This is a genomic window from Halomonas sp. 3H (assembly GCF_024206005.1).
GTDB classification, from domain to species: Bacteria; Pseudomonadota; Gammaproteobacteria; order Pseudomonadales; family Halomonadaceae; genus Halomonas; species Halomonas campaniensis.
This window is the reverse complement of sequence record NZ_CP100360.1, coordinates 346,810-363,228: the sequence shown is the minus strand read 5'-3', so window position 1 is coordinate 363,228 and position 16,419 is coordinate 346,810. Positions and strand designations below refer to the sequence as shown.

The following is a 16,419-nucleotide window of genomic DNA, read 5'->3' as shown; positions in this document are numbered from 1 at the left end:
GGATCGACACGGTTGGCCGGTGTGCCCGGCCGATCGAGGTCCTAGTGTCGCGTCTCGGCTTCGCCGCTGTCCAGCGCATCCCCCAGGCCGGCCGCGCGATCGGCGAGGCGCTGCCAGTGGCCGGCGCGCTCGGCGTCCACCGGCAGGCCCAGCTGGCCTTCGCGATAGGCGCGCGCGAGGCGGGCGGCGGCCAGGGGGTGACCGGCCTCGCCGGCCCGGGCATACCAGGTCACGGCGTGGTCATCGCGACGCGGATAGAGGGCACAGCCGTGCTCGTGGATCTGTCCGGCCTGGTACTGGGCACGGGCATCGCCTGCATGGGCCGCCTCGAGCACGTAGCGGGCGCCGCGCGCCTTGTCCTGGGGGCTCATGCCGCGATGGAAGAGCATGTGCCCGTACAGCGAGAGCGCCGCCGGATGGCCGGCATCGGCACAGCGCTGGAAGAGGTGCATGGTCAGCCGCTGGGTGCGCGGCGAACGCGGAAGCCAGCGGGTATGGAACAGCTGCTCCGCCAGACGGTACTCGAGCCGGGTGAACAGTGATGATGCCTGCGACATGGCCAACAACCGGATCCTGTGAGAAGCGAGAAGATGACGGCGCGCACCACCCTGTGCTCGGCGTCTCCTGACTGCCTGATCGACTGGCCCCGAGAGCGCTCCCGGGGCGAACGGGCGGCCAGCATACGCCCGCCCTTGCGGTGACTCAACCCCTGTCATTTGCTGCCTTGGTCGAGCTGCCGCTACCATGCCGTTTCCAGACCACGAGATCCTTGCAAGGGGAAAGACGGATGCAGACGCGACCGCTTGGGAACACCGGCATCGAGGTCAGCCGACTCTGCCTGGGCACCATGACCTTCGGCGAGCAGAACAGCGAGGCCGAGGCCCACGAACAGCTCGACCGCGCCGTGGCCTTCGGCATCAACTTCATCGATACCGCCGAGATGTACCCCGTCCCCCCCCGGGCCGAGACCCAGGGCCGGACCGAGGCCTATATCGGCAGCTGGCTCAAGCGCCGCGGCGCCCGGGACGACGTGATACTGGCCACCAAGGCGGCCGGCCCAGGCCTCGAGCACATCCGCGGCGGCCCGCGCCTCACCCGCGACCACCTGCACCGTGCCCTCGACGACAGCCTTGCCCGGCTGCAGACCGACTACGTGGACCTCTACCAGCTGCACTGGCCCGACCGGAAGACCAACTTCTTCGGTCGACTCGGCTATGTGCATGACGAGGAGGAGGACGCCACCCCGCTGGAGGAGACGCTGTCGGCACTCAAGGAACTGGTGGATGCCGGCAAGGTGCGCGCCATCGGCCTCTCCAACGACACCCCCTGGGGGGTGATGCGCGCCCTGCACCTGGCCGAGACCCTGGGCCTGCCCCGCGTAGCCTCCGTGCAGAACCCCTACAACCTGCTGAACCGCAGCTTCGAGGTGGGACTGGCCGAGATCGCCCACCGCGAGGCCGTCGGCCTGCTGGCCTACTCACCGCTGGGCTTCGGCGTGCTCTCCGGCAAGTACCTGGACGGGGCGCGTCCGGAGGGGGCCCGGCTGACCCTCTTCGAGCGCTTCCAGCGCTACACCTCACCGCTGGCCGAGCAGGCAACTCGCGACTACGTGCAGATCGCCCGCGACGCCGGACTGGATCCGGCCCAGATGGCGCTGGCCTTCGTCAACTCGCGAAGCTTCCTGACCAGCAACATCATCGGCGCCACCACCATGGACCAGCTGGAGGACAACCTGGCCAGCGAATCCCTCAAGCTCGACCAGGGCGTCCTCGAGGCCATCGAGGCGGTCCACGCCCGACTGCCCAACCCCTGCCCCTGACGCCCTCGTGGACCGGTGGGCTATCACCGCGATAGCCCACCGCCGGCGGCTCGCTTGGTATACTCGTGGCACTCTCACCAGGACCAGGAGCGCCACATGCTGAGCGTGATCTCCCCCGCCAAGACGCTGGACTTCGAGACGCCGGCCACCACGGCCATGCACTCCCAGCCCGACCATCTCGACCGCAGCCGGGAGCTGATCGAGATCCTGCGGGACTACTCGCCCCAGCAGCTCAGCGACCTCATGGGCATCAGCGACAAGCTGGCCGGGCTCAACGCCGCGCGCTTCGGCGAATGGCAGCCCCCCTTCACCCCGGAGAATGCCAAACCCGCCGCCCAGGCCTTCCAGGGTGACGTCTACGTCGGGCTCGAGGCCGGAAGCTTCAGCGACGAGGACAACGCCTTCGCCCAGGAGCACCTGCGGATCCTGTCGGGCCTCTACGGCCTGCTGCGCCCCCTGGACCTGATCCAGCCCTACCGCCTGGAGATGGGCACCCGGCTGGAGAACCCCGCCGGCCGCGACCTCTATGCCTTCTGGCGGGAGACCCTGACCGTCGAGCTCGATCGCGCGGTAGCCGCCAGCGGCAGTCGCGTGCTCGTCAACCTGGCCTCCAACGAGTACTTCAAGGCGGTCGATGCGAAGGCGCTGGAGGCACGGGTGATCACCCCGGTGTTCAAGGACGAGAAGAACGGCAAGCTCAAGATCATCAGCTTCTATGCCAAGAAGGCGCGGGGGCTGATGGCCGCCTGGATGATCCGCGAGCACCTGGACGACCCGGAAGGCCTCAAGGGCTTCAACGTCGCCGGCTACACCTACAACGCCGCCATGAGCGAGGGCGACACTCTGGTCTTCACCCGCCCGGAAGGCGCCGCCTGACGCTCCCTAGACAAACACCAGCGGCCGCGCCGAGCGGCCCTTGAGGAAGCGGCGGTGGGCCTGCTTGAAGCGCTCGTCGTCGCAGCGATGCAGCCACTCGTAGGCCACCATGTCGGCGCTCACCGGCACGGCGCCGGCCTGGACCATGCGCTCCCGGGCCAGTCGTGCCTCGCCGGCCCGGCGGCTGGCACAGGCCTCGGTGAGCCAGTAGACCTCGTAGCCCGCCGCCAGCAGCCCGAGCCCCGTCTGCATGACGCAGATATGCGCCTCGGTGCCACACAGCACCACCTGGCGCCGGCCGCTCTCCGCCAGGGCCGCCACGAACGCCGGGTTGCCGCAGGCGTCGAAGGTGAGCTTCTGCCAGCGCCGATGCCCCGGCAGCGCCTCAAGCAGCCGCGGCTCGCTGCCGCCCAGACCCTCCGGATACTGCTCGGTGACCCACACCGGCACCTCGATCGACTCGGCCAGCCCCCCCAGCCAGGCCGCCTCGGTGACCGCCTGGTCGCCGTGCTCGATCACCGGCAGCAGCCCCGCCTGGAGGTCGACGATCAACATCAGGCTCTCTTCACGTGTCAGGCGCATCGGCAGACTCCATGTCGCTACGGTTATTGTCGTGAGCCCCCAGCATAGCCGGTAGAATGAACCGACTCGACCCCTTCCCCATCCAACCGGAAGTCACCCAGACCCTGGAGGCACCCCTGATGCGTCACCTTCTCGCCATGCTGGTCGTCGGGCTGTTCACGCTCGGCCCCGCCCTGGAACTCGCCGAGGCCCGCCGCATGGGCGGCGGCGGCAATGTCGGCAGCTTTTCCCGCTCGGCGGATCGCCCCGCAGCAGCACCCAACCAGGCCGCCCCTGCCCGGCAGGGCCAGCAGCAGGGGGCGGCGGCCGGTTCGCGCATGCCCGGCATGCTGGGCGGCCTGCTCGCCGGCGGCCTGCTGGCGGCACTGTTCTTCGGCGGCGCCTTCGATGAGCTTCGCCTGATGGACATCCTGATCGTCGCCGCCATCGGCTTCCTGCTGTTCCGCCTGCTGGCCCGCCGTCGTCCCGCCATGGCCGGCGCGGGCAGCGGTGATACCATGGCGGGCTCCAACCCCCAGGCCTTCCAGGCCGATACCCCGCCCATGGGCGTGGGCGGCGCCTTCGCCGGCGAGCCGGAATGGTTCGACCGGGAGCGCTTCCTGGGCGGTGCCAAGGAGCATTTCATGACCCTGCAGCGCGCCTGGGACAACAACGACTTCGCCGGCATCCAGGAGTACGTCACCCCGGAGCTCTACAACCTGCTGCGCGAGGAACGTGCCCGGCATCCGGCCAACAACCGCACCGAGGTGGTGCGGCTCTTCGCCGAGCTGGGCATGGTCCAGGAACTGGGGCAGCAGGCCGAGGCCACGGTGATCTTCCACGGCATCCTCGATGAGAACGGCGAGCACAACGAGTTCAACGAGACCTGGCACCTGGTCCGCGAACTGCGAGACGATGCTCCCTGGTACGTACGGGGCATCGAGCAGAACGGCTGAACGATTCGGCGGGCAGGGTCCCGCCGGCTGTCCAGACACGCAGAAGGCCGGGTGAATGCCCGGCCTTCTGCGTGTCATGCCTTGCCCGCCATCAGTTGCCTTCGGCAGCGTCCTGGATGGACTCCCCCATCTCCTCGACGCCCTCCCCGGCATCCTCCATGGCCTCATCGATCTCCTGGCCGGCCTCCTCCGCCGGGCCGGGGTCGTCCTGGCAGGCCACCAGGCCACCCGCGAGCATGGCGATCAGCAGCGCCAGGCCCAACCTCTTGAGCATATCGGTCTTCATCATCGTCTCCTCCTGAGAACTCGGTATCCGAGGATCCTGCAAGGCAGTATCCGTCTCCAACGTAGTCCAGACACCCGACCGGCTCCACTACCGGCTGCAACACCATGTAACGACATCGCTACACGCCGATGGCGGCGCCCGCAACGTAACGGGCCGGTGAACACGCCTTCCGCGGAACCCTCTGGCCAGCGACATTAGGTGCCCACCTATTAATAAGTGGACACCTACCATGACTGACTTAAGCGTGCTGGAAGCCCCTCGGAAGCGTCGTCGTTTCACCGCCGCGTTCAAGGCCAGAATCGTCGAGGCCTGCCAGCAGCCCGGCGCCTCCGTGGCCGGGGTTGCCCTGGAGCACAGCCTTAATGCCAACCTGGTCCACAAGTGGATCCGCACCGCCCGTCAGCGGACTGCCGCGCCAGAAGCACCCGCGTTTGTGCCGGTGCCCATGTCCAGCACCTCATTACCGGTCGCTCGCCAGAATCAGGTGGCGGACCATATTCTCCTCACGATCCCGCACCCCAACGGCCCGCTGGTCATCGAGTGGCCTGCCTCGGAGGCCGACGCCTGCCGATCTCTGATCCGAGAGCTTCTCGCATGATCCGTATCGACGAGATCTGGCTGGCCACCGAGCCGCTGGACATGCGTGCCGGCCCGGATACCGCGCTGGCCCGAGTGGTCAAGGTGTTCGGCGCGGCACGTCCGCACTGTGCCTATCTCTTTGCCAACCGTCGCGGCAACCGTATGAAGGTGCTGGTGCACGACGGCCTGGGTGTCTGGCTATGTGCCCGGCGCTTGAACCAGGGCAAGTTCCACTGGGCCGGTAACTGGCATGGCGATCGCGTCGCGCTCTGCCCCGAGCAGGTGACGGCGCTGGTTCAAGGCCTGCCCTGGCAGCGTCTCGGCGCCGGCGGAGTGATCTCCATCGTGTGATCCGCGGCACAGACGTGGCGGCCCGGCTATTCGCGGATGCGCTAATCCCGCTGTCAGCGTCGGGCTGGCATACTTGTCGGATGACCACGTCGCCCGATCTGTCTCAGCTCTCTCCCGATCAGCTCCGCCACCTGGCGGCAACGCTGATGTCGCAGGTGGAAGAAAAAGATAAGGCGCTCCGGCACAGCGAGCAGGTCAACCAGAAGCTGACCTATGAACTGGCATTGCTCAAGCGCCACGCCTTCGGCAAGCGCAGCGAGCAGCTCAACGTCCTGCAGATCAGCCTGCTGGAGGAGGTGGTGGATGCCGACATCGCTGCCATCGAGACCGAGCTGGAAGACCTGAAGCTCGCCTCCACGCCGCCGGCGACCAAGAAGGCCCCCAAGCGCGCTCCCTTGCCCCCCGAACTGCCGCGCACCGAGATCCACCATGACCCGAAGAGCGAACATTGCGCCTGCGGCTGCCAGCTGCGGCGGATCGGCGAAGAGATCAGCGAGAAGCTCGACTACACGCCGGGCGTGTTCCACGTCGAGCGGCATATCCGTGGCAAGTGGGTCTGCGACCAGTGCGAGACGCTGACCCAGGCGCCGATGCCGGCGCAGATCATCGACAAGGGCATCCCCACCGCCGGCCTGCTGGCCCAGGTGCTGATCGCCAAATATGCCGATCACCTGCCGCTCTATCGTCAGGCACAGATCTTCGCCCGCGCCGGCGTGGCGCTTCCGCGCTCCACCCTGGCTGAATGGGTCGGCATCTGCGGCGTGCGGCTCCAGCCGCTGATCGATGCCTTGCGTGACCTGCTACTCAGTGAACCCGTGCTGCATGCCGACGAGACGCCGGTACCGATGTTGGCCCCGGGCAAGAAGAGAACCCACCGCGCCTACCTCTGGGCCTATGCCACCACGCCCTACGCCGGATTGAAGGCGGTGGTCTACGACTTCAGCGAAGGGCGCGGCGGCCAGCATGCCCGCGACTTCCTCGGCGACTGGCGGGGCAAGCTGGTGTGCGACGACTACAGTGGCTACAAGCAGAGTTTTGCCAACGGCGTCACCGAAATCGGCTGCATGGCCCACGCCCGGCGCAAGTTCGTCGATCTGCACGTGGCTGACAAGAGCCAGATCGCCGGTCAGGCCATCGAGCTGATCGGTCAGCTCTACCAAGTAGAGCGCGAGGCCCAGTCACTGAGCGCTGAAGAGCGCCAACGGCTGCGGGAGACACGAGCAAAGCCCATCGCCGACGCGCTGCACCGCTGGATGTTGGCTCACAGAGAGAAAGTGCCGAACGGTACAGCCACCGCCAAGGCGCTGGACTACAGCCTGAAGCGTTGGGCGGCGCTGACGCGCTACCTCGACGACGGCGGGTTGCCGATCGACAACAACCAAGTCGAGAACCTGATTCGCCCCTGGGCGCTCGGACGTTCCAACTGGCTGTTCGCTGGATCACTGCGCAGTGGCCAGCGTGCCGCCACCATCATGAGCCTGATCCAGTGTGCCAAGCTGAATGGCCATGAGCCCTACGCCTACCTGAAGGACGTGCTGGAACGGCTGCCGACTCAGAAGGCCAGCCAGCTCCACGAGCTCCTGCCCCATCACTGGCAACAATCCGCCTGATCATGCGCCGGCGGTGATGCCCGGTCGCTTACCCCGCAACGCAAAAAGCCCCGTGCTCTTTCGAACACGGGGCTTTTCTAATAGGTGCCTGACGATGATCGCGCCGGGCTCCGGGGGCCGGCACCCCGGGACTCTCCATGGGGAGACCCCCACAACGACGAAACCCCGACCAATGGCCGGGGTTTCTGAAAAGGTGCCTGACGATGACCTACTCTCACATGGGGAAACCCCACACTACCATCGGCGCTAAGCGGTTTCACTGCTGAGTTCGGCATGGGATCAGGTGGTTCACGCTTGCTATGGTCGTCAGGCGAAAAACGGAATCATGCTGGCAACGCGACACGTCTCTGCGTATCCGGCCCCTGTCGGTCGTCATCTCAGACCGCTTGGGTGTTATATGGTCAAGCCTCACGGGCCATTAGTATCGGTTAGCTCAACGCCTTGCAGCGCTTCCACACCCGACCTATCAACCAGCTGGTCTCGCTGGGCCCTTCAGGAGGCTCAAGGCCTCAGGGAAGTCTCATCTTGAAGGGGGCTTCCCGCTTAGATGCCTTCAGCGGTTATCCCGTCCGCACATAGCTACCCGGCAATGCCACTGGCGTGACAACCGGAACACCAGAGGTGCGTCCACTCCGGTCCTCTCGTACTAGGAGCAGCTCTTCTCAAACTTCCAACGCCCACGGCAGATAGGGACCGAACTGTCTCACGACGTTCTAAACCCAGCTCGCGTACCACTTTAAATGGCGAACAGCCATACCCTTGGGACCGACTTCAGCCCCAGGATGTGATGAGCCGACATCGAGGTGCCAAACACCGCCGTCGATGTGAACTCTTGGGCGGTATCAGCCTGTTATCCCCGGAGTACCTTTTATCCGTTGAGCGATGGCCCTTCCATACAGAACCACCGGATCACTAGAACCTACTTTCGTACCTGCTCGACGTGTCTGTCTCGCAGTCAAGCACCCTTATGCTCTTGCACTCAATGCACGATTTCCAACCGTGCTGAGGGTACCTTCGTGCTCCTCCGTTACGCTTTGGGAGGAGACCGCCCCAGTCAAACTACCCACCACACACGGTCCTCGATCCGGATCACGGACCTGAGTTAGAACGCCAATGATGCCAGGCTGGTATTTCAAGGTTGGCTCCACCCGAACTGGCGTCCGGGTTTCAAAGCCTCCCAGCTATCCTACACAAGCAACATCAGCGTCCAGTGTGAAGCTGTAGTAAAGGTTCACGGGGTCTTTCCGTCTAGCCGCGGGTACACAGCATCTTCACTGCGATTTCAATTTCACTGAGTCTCGGGTGGAGACAGCGTGGCCATCATTACGCCATTCGTGCAGGTCGGAACTTACCCGACAAGGAATTTCGCTACCTTAGGACCGTTATAGTTACGGCCGCCGTTTACCGGGGCTTCGATCAGGAGCTTCGCTTGCGCTAACACCATCAATTAACCTTCCGGCACCGGGCAGGCGTCACACCCTATACGTCCGCTTGCGCGTTTGCAGAGTGCTGTGTTTTTAATAAACAGTTGCAGCCACCTGGTATCTTCGACCGGTTCATGCTCCGGGCGCGAGGCCCTTCACACTACGCCGGCGTGCCTTCTCCCGAAGTTACGGCACCATTTTGCCTAGTTCCTTCACCCGAGTTCTCTCAAGCGCCTGGGTATTCTCTACCTGACCACCTGTGTCGGTTTGGGGTACGGTCCCACTGTATCTGAAGCTTAGAGGCTTTTCCTGGAAGCGTGGCATCAATGACTTTCGGACCGTGGTCCGTTCGTCTCGTCTCTCGGCCTTGGGGCACCGGATTTGCCTGATCCCCCAGCCTACTGACTTTCACCAGGACAACCAACGCCTGGCTCACCTAGCCTTCTTCGTCCCCCCATCGCAATACAGTGAGGTACGGGAATATTGACCCGTTTCCCATCGACTACGCCTTTCGGCCTCGCCTTAGGGGCCGACTCACTCTGCTCCGATTAGCGTCGAACAGAAACCCTTGGTCTTCCGGCGGGGGAGTTTTTCACTCCCCTTGTCGTTACTCATGTCAGCATTCGCACTCGTGATACCTCCAGCAAGCCTCTCGACTCACCTTCATCGGCTTACACGACGCTCCTCTACCGCTTGCCATTCGGCAAGCCCGTAGCTTCGGTACCTGGTTTGAGCCCCGTTACATCTTCCGCGCAGGCCGACTCGACTAGTGAGCTATTACGCTTTCTTTAAAGGATGGCTGCTTCTAAGCCAACCTCCTAGCTGTCTGAGCCTTCCCACATCGTTTCCCACTTAACCAGGATTTCGGGACCTTAGCTGACGGTCTGGGTTGTTTCCCTTTTCACGACGGACGTTAGCACCCGCCGTGTGTCTCCCACGCTCGCACTCACCGGTATTCGGAGTTTGCCTCGGGTTGGTAAGTCGGGATGACCCCCTAGCCGAAACAGTGCTCTACCCCCGGCGGTGATACGTGAGGCGCTACCTAAATAGCTTTCGAGGAGAACCAGCTATCTCCGGGCTTGATTAGCCTTTCACTCCGATCCACAAGTCATCCAAATCTTTTTCAACAGATCCTGGTTCGGTCCTCCAGTTGATGTTACTCAACCTTCAACCTGCTCATGGATAGATCGCCCGGTTTCGGGTCTATTCCCAGCGACTGGTCGCCCAGTTAAGACTCGGTTTCCCTACGCCTCCCCTATACGGTTAAGCTCGCCACTGAAAATAAGTCGCTGACCCATTATACAAAAGGTACGCGGTCACAGAACACGTCTGCTCCCACTGCTTGTACGCACACGGTTTCAGGATCTATTTCACTCCCCTCTCCGGGGTTCTTTTCGCCTTTCCCTCACGGTACTGGTTCACTATCGGTCAGCCAGGAGTATTTAGCCTTGGAGGATGGTCCCCCCGTCTTCAGTCAAGGTTTCACGTGCCCCGACCTACTCGATTTCACATGATCAGATTTTCGACTACGGGGCTATCACCCGCTATGGCCACGCTTCCCAGCGTGTTCGCCTAATCAGTCTCATGCTTAAGGGCTGGTCCCCGTTCGCTCGCCGCTACTGGGGGAATCTCGGTTGATTTCTTTTCCTCAGGGTACTTAGATGTTTCAGTTCCCCTGGTTCGCCTCCCAACACCTATGGATTCAGTGTGGGATACCCTGCTTGTGCAGGGTGGGTTTCCCCATTCAGAAATGCCCGGGTCACAGGTCGTTTGCCACCTCGCCGAGCCTTATCGCAGGCTTCCACGTCTTTCATCGCCTCTGGCTGCCTAGGCATCCACCGTGTGCGCTTCATCGCTTGACCATATAACCCCAAGGGGTCTGGTCCGCGATGACGGTTCGACAATTGCCGGATACGCTTGAGACGTATCTCGTGTCCTTTCCTTGCGGAAAGAACGTTTGTCAGCATGATTCACATTGTTAAAGAGCAGACTGTCAATCGACAGTCATAAACCGGTCATTGCATGGTGCAAGGAGGGCTTATGACTGCGGATCCGATCAGGTAACGACTGTGTGGGCGGGGGGGGCAGACTCTCATGCAATAGAGATGGTGGAGCCAAGCGGGATCGAACCGCTGACCTCCTGCGTGCAAGGCAGGCGCTCTCCCAGCTGAGCTATGGCCCCACTGATACCCGCATCACGGGTAATTTTATTCAGACCCAGGCATTTTGTGGCGACGCATAGCCTGCTATGCGAGTCGCAAAATAACGCAGGACTGGATAAAATTTGGTGGGTCTGGGCAGATTTGAAATAAACCCCGCGACCTCACCCTTCTCTTTACAGAACTTCCGGGGGTGCGCTCTAACCAACTGAGCGTCCCGGCCGTTCCGAGAATGGTGGGTCTGGGCAGATTTGAACTGCCGACCTCACCCTTATCAGGGGTGCGCTCTAACCAACTGAGCTACAGACCCATTGGTCACGCTGGGCCTATACCCAAACAGTCTTTTGCTCTGGTCGATCAGGTAATTCATTGTGAGCACTTGCCGCGTGCCGGTGACGTCGTCGTTAAGGAGGTGATCCAGCCGCAGGTTCCCCTACGGCTACCTTGTTACGACTTCACCCCAGTCATGAACCACACCGTGGTGATCGCCCTCCGAAGTTAGGCTAACCACTTCTGGTGCAGTCCACTCCCATGGTGTGACGGGCGGTGTGTACAAGGCCCGGGAACGTATTCACCGTGACATTCTGATTCACGATTACTAGCGATTCCGACTTCACGGAGTCGAGTTGCAGACTCCGATCCGGACTGAGATCAGCTTTCTGGGATTAGCTCCACGTCGCCGCTTTGCAACCCTTTGTACCGACCATTGTAGCACGTGTGTAGCCCTACCCGTAAGGGCCATGATGACTTGACGTCGTCCCCACCTTCCTCCGGTTTGTCACCGGCAGTCTCCCTAGAGTTCCCGACCGAATCGCTGGCAAATAGGGACAAGGGTTGCGCTCGTTACGGGACTTAACCCAACATTTCACAACACGAGCTGACGACAGCCATGCAGCACCTGTCTGTGCGCTCCCGAAGGCACCAAGGTATCTCTACCAAGTTCGCACGATGTCAAGGGTAGGTAAGGTTCTTCGCGTTGCATCGAATTAAACCACATGCTCCACCGCTTGTGCGGGCCCCCGTCAATTCATTTGAGTTTTAACCTTGCGGCCGTACTCCCCAGGCGGTCGACTTATCGCGTTAACTGCGCCACTAAGAACTCGAGGCTCCCAACGGCTAGTCGACATCGTTTACGGCGTGGACTACCAGGGTATCTAATCCTGTTTGCTACCCACGCTTTCGCACCTCAGTGTCAGTGTCAGTCCAGAAGGCCGCCTTCGCCACTGGTATTCCTCCCGATCTCTACGCATTTCACCGCTACACCGGGAATTCTACCTTCCTCTCCTGCACTCTAGCCTGACAGTTCCGGATGCCGTTCCCAGGTTGAGCCCGGGGCTTTCACAACCGGCTTATCAAGCCACCTACGCGCGCTTTACGCCCAGTAATTCCGATTAACGCTCGCACCCTCCGTATTACCGCGGCTGCTGGCACGGAGTTAGCCGGTGCTTCTTCTGTGGGTGATGTCCTTCCTCGAGGGTATTAGCCCCAAGGCTTTCTTCCCCACTGAAAGTGCTTTACAACCCGAGGGCCTTCTTCACACACGCGGCATGGCTGGATCAGGCTTTCGCCCATTGTCCAATATTCCCCACTGCTGCCTCCCGTAGGAGTTCGGGCCGTGTCTCAGTCCCGATGTGGCTGATCATCCTCTCAGACCAGCTACGGATCGTCGCCTTGGTGAGCCATTACCTCACCAACCAGCTAATCCGACATAGGCTCATCCGATAGCGCAAGGTCCGAAGAGCCCCTGCTTTCTCCCGTAGGACGTATGCGGTATTAGCCTGGGTTTCCCCAGGTTATCCCCCACTATCGGGCAGATTCCTATGCATTACTCACCCGTCCGCCGCTCGACGCCTGGGAGCAAGCTCCCTTCGTTTCCGCTCGACTTGCATGTGTTAGGCCTGCCGCCAGCGTTCAATCTGAGCCATGATCAAACTCTTCAGTTTAAGATCATATAGTCCTTACCCTTCAAGGAAGGAAGCGGACCAAACTTGGCTCAAGGTTCAAACGTTCTCAAAAAGATCCGTGGATCTTTGACGAGTCGCTTGCCTTGATGTTTCAGTGACTGGTCACCGACACATCGACAAGCGCCCACATGAATTACCTGATCGATTGTTAAAGAGCGGCTCCGGGCTCGATAAAAGAGCGGAGCGTCTCGCTTGCTGTCGTGGCCGCGGATCCATGATCCGGCGGGCCTCGCCAGCGCCCTGCGAGGAAGGCGTATTCTACCGATTCGCTTCAGCGTGTCAAGCAGTGGTTGGCGAAGCGAACTTGCCGTATCTGCTGACCGCCCCACCCCGTCGAGGGGGCGGCGAATCCCGTGGGGCGCATTCTACCGAATCCGCGGTGACTGTCAAGCGAGGTGTTTTCGAAAACCCCAAGCAGAACAACCACTTCCCCCACCTTTTACCGCCTGCAACGTTGCCCGTCGCCGGCAGCGGATGCGTACTTTACGGACTTCCCCGGGACCCCGCAAGCCCTTCCGGTAAAAAAATGTCAGGACGGTGGCAGAACGGGGAAACCGTTGCGCCAGCGTGCCGCCCCGGGCTATCCACAGCGCCCTGGCTCCCGGGGCTGTGGACAAGCCGTGGCGCCCGGACGATAACGCCCGCGCAGGGCGGGCGTCGAGGCGAGAGCGGCAGGCGGGTCAAGCCGTCGGCGGCGCATGCCTGAGCTTGCGCATCACCGCCATGACCGGGCCGGAGGCCACGTAGGCGCCGAACAGCAACAGCAGCATCACCGACGGCTGCACGGAGATCACCACGAAGCCGAGCACGATGGCCAGCAGCACAACGAAGGGCACCGGCCCCTTGAGGTCGATCTCCTTGAAGCTGTGGTAGCGGATATTGCTGACCATCAGCACACCAGCGGCCCCGACGATGAACAGCATCAGCAGCTTGAAGCCGAAGGCCTCGGCATCCAGGGTGTGGAAGGTCCAGACGCTGGCCGCCACCAGGGCCGCCGCCGACGGGCTGGGCAAGCCGATGAACCACTTCTTGTCGACGCTGCCGATCTGCACGTTGAAGCGCGCCAGGCGCAGCGCGGCACAGGCCACGTAGAGAAAGGCCACCACCCAGCCGGTCTTGCCGATGTCCTGCAGGATCCAGGTGAAGGCGACCAGGGCCGGCGCCACGCCGAAGGAGAGCATGTCGGCCAGGCTGTCATACTCGGCGCCGAAGGCGCTCTGGGTATTGGTCATCCGCGCCACGCGACCATCCAGGCCATCGAGCACCATGGCGATGAAGATCGCCACCGCCGCTGCGGTGAAGTCGCCGTTGATGCCCGCCACCACGGCGAAGAAGCCGGCAAACAGGGCGGAGGTGGTGAACAGGTTGGGCAGCAGGTAGATGCCCTTGCGGCGCACCTTCTGCCCGTTCTCCACGGCCTCCTCGATGACTTCCGTCTCGCGCACGAAGGCCGCCGCCAGATCCTCCTCCGCGGGAGGCGCCCTGTCGGCGGCCGCCTCGCCGGGAGTCTCGTTACCGGGCTGCTGCGACATATCATGCTCGGTATTGCGGGGGTCCTGACTCATGCGTTTCGTCCATTGTCGGAATGAGGTCGCCCTGGGGCGCTAGGGTCATTCTACACGCCCGCCACGCCCCCACAACGGCGCACCCCAGGCGGCTCACCCCCATGAACGAGCAAAGGGGCGCGGAAGTCCGCGCCCCTTCGGGTCCATCCAGAACCGGTCGAGGATCAGTTCTTGGACTTGTCGACCAGCTGGTTGGCGGCGATCCACGGCATCATGCCGCGCAGCTTGGCGCCGACGATCTCGATGTCGTGCTCGGCGTTCAGGCGGCGACGTGCCGTCATCGACGGATAGTTGCTGTTGCCTTCCTGGATGAACATCTTGGCGTACTCGCCGGTCTGGATGCGCTTGAGGGCGTTGCGCATCGCGTCACGGGACTGCTCATTGATCACCTCGGTGCCGGTCACGTACTCGCCATACTCCGCGTTGTTGGAGATGGAGTAGTTCATGTTGGCGATGCCGCCCTCGTACATCAGGTCGACGATCAGCTTGAGCTCGTGAAGGCACTCGAAGTAGGCCATCTCCGGGGCGTAGCCCGCCTCGGTCAGAGTCTCGAAGCCCGCCTTGACCAGCTCGACGGCGCCACCGCACAGCACGGCCTGCTCGCCGAAGAGGTCGGTCTCGGTCTCGTCCTTGAAGGTGGTCTCGATGATGCCGCTGCGGCCGCCGCCGACGCCGGCGGCGTAGGAAAGCGCGAGCTCCTTGGCACTGCCGGAGGCATCCTGATGGATGGCGATCAGGTCGGGGATACCGCCGCCCTTGACGAACTCGGAGCGCACGGTGTGGCCCGGCGCCTTGGGCGCGATCATGATCACGTCCAGGTCCTTGCGCGGTTCGATCTGGTTGTAGTGGATGTTGAAACCGTGGGCGAAGGCCAGGGTAGCGCCCTGCTTCAGGTTCGGCTCGACCTCGTTCTCGTAGATGGCCTTCTGGTTCTCGTCCGGGGCCAGGATCATCACCACGTCGGCCGTCTTGCAGGCCTCGGGCACGCTGGCGACCTTGAGGCCGGCGGCCTCGGCCTTGGCGGCGGAGGAGGAACCGGCACGCAGGGCGACGGTGACGTCCACGCCGGACTCCTTCAGGTTGTTGGCGTGGGCGTGGCCCTGTGAGCCGTAGCCCACGATGGTGACTTTCTTGCCCTGAATGAGGGAGAGGTCGCAATCCTTGTCGTAATACACGTGCATGGTGAACTCCTGAAAGCGTGGTGAAGGTATCGTGTCAGCGTTGATGACCACCCGCCCCGTCTGGCGCGGGGTCGGGATTCGCGGCATCCGATGGCTCCACCTTACGCCGGACCCGCCATTGCGTAAAACGCTATATTTGCAACGACACATGCCGGATTGTGCAATACTGGCCCCATGGACCTGCGACCCCTGAAACACTTCCTGGCCCTGGCGGAGACCCTGCACTTCGGCCGCGCCAGCGAAGCCTGCCACGTCAGCCCCTCGACGCTGTCGCGCTCGATCCGCCAGCTCGAGGAGACGCTTGGCGTGGCACTCTTCGAGCGCGACAACCGCCACGTGGCCCTGACTCGCCAGGGGGTGACCTTCCAGCGCTACGCCAGGGAGACCCTGGAACAGTGGGAGCAGCTGCGCCTCTCGCTGATGAGCGAGGCCCGGCGCCTGACCGGCGAGATCAGCGTCTACTGCTCGGTCACCGCCAGCTACAGCTTCCTCTACGAACTGCTCAGCGAATTCCGCGCCCACCACCCCGGCATCGAGCTCAAGCTCCACACCGGCGACCCGGCCGAGGCGATGTCCCGGGTACTGGCCGGCGACGAGGACATGGCCATCACCCCTCGCCCCCGCCAGACGCCCGAGGCGCTGGCCTTCAAGTCTCTGACCCGCTCGCCGCTGGTGTTCATCGCCCCCCACGAACGCCACGACTGGATTCCGGCGACCCCCGAGACGCCCAGTGCCGAGCAGTGGCGCCAGGTGCCGATGGTGCTTTCCGAGGCGGGTCTCTCCCGGGAGTTCGCCAACACCTGGTTCCGGGCGCTGGGCATCACCCCGCGGATCTACGCCCAGGTGGCGGGCCACGAGGCGATCGTCAGCATGGTGGGACTGGGGTTCGGCGTGGGCGTGGTGCCGAAGATCGTGCTCGACAACAGCCCACTGGTGGAGCGGGTGCGGGTGCTGCCGGTAAAGCCCGAACTGCCCCACTACGACGTCGGCCTCTGCGTGCTGGAGCGCCGCCTGAGGAGTCCGCTGATCCGCGCGCTATGGGACGAGGTGGTGGAGCGCTGACGCCTCCCCCGGAAACAGCAAGGCCG

Annotated in this window: 12 protein-coding genes, 2 tRNA genes and 3 rRNA genes; 7 read left to right on the top strand and 10 right to left on the bottom strand. The window is 63.0% G+C overall.

The window, feature by feature from the left end; translation table 11 throughout:
• Positions 1-41 precede the first annotated feature (41 nt).
• Positions 42-557 carry a tetratricopeptide repeat protein gene (locus tag NFC98_RS01820; RefSeq protein WP_254276491.1) on the bottom strand — a complete coding sequence of 172 codons (516 nt, stop codon included), beginning with the start codon at positions 555-557 and terminating at the stop codon, positions 42-44.
• Between the two features lie 230 nt (positions 558-787).
• Between NFC98_RS01820 and NFC98_RS01815 the strand changes: the two genes are divergently transcribed.
• Complete coding sequence (locus tag NFC98_RS01815) at positions 788-1,819, top strand: NADP(H)-dependent aldo-keto reductase (protein WP_254276490.1); 1,032 nt, start codon at positions 788-790, stop codon at positions 1,817-1,819.
• A gap of 96 nt (positions 1,820-1,915) precedes the next feature.
• The gene (gene yaaA / locus NFC98_RS01810; RefSeq protein WP_254276489.1) at positions 1,916-2,695 is read left to right on the top strand and encodes a peroxide stress protein YaaA; all 780 of its coding nucleotides are present in this window, start codon (positions 1,916-1,918) and stop codon (positions 2,693-2,695) included.
• Positions 2,696-2,701: 6 nt separating this feature from the next.
• Here yaaA and NFC98_RS01805 read toward each other — a convergent pair whose 3' ends face one another.
• Positions 2,702-3,277, bottom strand: a complete 576-nt coding sequence (locus NFC98_RS01805; protein ID WP_254276488.1) for an isochorismatase family protein — start codon at positions 3,275-3,277, stop codon at positions 2,702-2,704.
• A 119-nt stretch (positions 3,278-3,396) separates the two neighbouring features.
• On the opposite strand from NFC98_RS01805, the gene NFC98_RS01800 reads away from it, so the two are divergent.
• Complete coding sequence (locus NFC98_RS01800; RefSeq protein ID WP_254277759.1) at positions 3,397-4,212, top strand: Tim44 domain-containing protein; 816 nt, start codon at positions 3,397-3,399, stop codon at positions 4,210-4,212.
• Between the two features lie 91 nt (positions 4,213-4,303).
• On the opposite strand, the gene NFC98_RS01795 is transcribed toward NFC98_RS01800, so the two are convergent.
• On the bottom strand, positions 4,304-4,501 hold the full coding sequence (locus tag NFC98_RS01795) for a hypothetical protein (protein WP_343065328.1): 198 nt from the start codon (positions 4,499-4,501) through the stop codon (positions 4,304-4,306).
• A gap of 226 nt (positions 4,502-4,727) precedes the next feature.
• Between NFC98_RS01795 and NFC98_RS01790 the strand changes: the two genes are divergently transcribed.
• The 3 genes from NFC98_RS01790 to NFC98_RS01780 all read left to right on the top strand — a co-directional run bounded on the left by NFC98_RS01790 (position 4,728) and on the right by NFC98_RS01780 (position 7,038).
• Positions 4,728-5,096 (top strand): transposase, encoded by a 369-nt coding sequence (locus NFC98_RS01790; protein ID WP_254275405.1) that lies wholly within the window; start codon positions 4,728-4,730, stop codon positions 5,094-5,096.
• The gene (gene tnpB, locus NFC98_RS01785) at positions 5,093-5,428 is read left to right on the top strand and encodes an IS66 family insertion sequence element accessory protein TnpB (RefSeq protein ID WP_254275406.1); all 336 of its coding nucleotides are present in this window, start codon (positions 5,093-5,095) and stop codon (positions 5,426-5,428) included. Before NFC98_RS01790 ends, tnpB begins: the two co-directional genes overlap by 4 nt.
• 80 nt (positions 5,429-5,508) lie before the next feature.
• A complete protein-coding gene (locus NFC98_RS01780; RefSeq protein WP_254275407.1) occupies positions 5,509-7,038 on the top strand; it encodes an IS66 family transposase in 1,530 nt (509 codons plus the stop codon).
• A gap of 195 nt (positions 7,039-7,233) precedes the next feature.
• On the opposite strand, the gene rrf is transcribed toward NFC98_RS01780, so the two are convergent.
• The 7 genes from rrf to ilvC all read right to left on the bottom strand — a co-directional run bounded on the left by rrf (position 7,234) and on the right by ilvC (position 15,331).
• Positions 7,234-7,349, bottom strand: a 5S ribosomal RNA gene (rrf, locus tag NFC98_RS01775).
• 86 nt (positions 7,350-7,435) lie between these two features.
• A 23S ribosomal RNA gene (locus NFC98_RS01770) occupies positions 7,436-10,324 on the bottom strand.
• Between the two features lie 244 nt (positions 10,325-10,568).
• Positions 10,569-10,644, bottom strand: a tRNA-Ala gene (locus NFC98_RS01765).
• Between the two features lie 210 nt (positions 10,645-10,854).
• Positions 10,855-10,931: transfer RNA gene (locus NFC98_RS01760), tRNA-Ile, on the bottom strand.
• Positions 10,932-11,026: 95 nt separating this feature from the next.
• Positions 11,027-12,564, bottom strand: a 16S ribosomal RNA gene (locus NFC98_RS01755).
• The 16S, 23S and 5S rRNA genes sit together here with 2 tRNA genes alongside, the layout of an rRNA operon.
• 701 nt (positions 12,565-13,265) lie before the next feature.
• Positions 13,266-14,150: a CDP-diacylglycerol--serine O-phosphatidyltransferase gene (gene pssA, locus NFC98_RS01750; protein WP_254276487.1), complete on the bottom strand. Its 885-nt coding sequence runs from the start codon at positions 14,148-14,150 to the stop codon at positions 13,266-13,268.
• 164 nt (positions 14,151-14,314) lie between these two features.
• Complete coding sequence (gene ilvC / locus NFC98_RS01745; RefSeq protein WP_254276486.1) at positions 14,315-15,331, bottom strand: ketol-acid reductoisomerase; 1,017 nt, start codon at positions 15,329-15,331, stop codon at positions 14,315-14,317.
• Between the two features lie 174 nt (positions 15,332-15,505).
• Here ilvC and ilvY point away from each other — a divergent pair, with 174 nt between their 5' ends.
• Positions 15,506-16,393 (top strand): HTH-type transcriptional activator IlvY, encoded by an 888-nt coding sequence (gene ilvY, locus NFC98_RS01740; RefSeq protein ID WP_254276485.1) that lies wholly within the window; start codon positions 15,506-15,508, stop codon positions 16,391-16,393.
• The last annotated feature ends 26 nt before the right edge of the window (positions 16,394-16,419 follow it).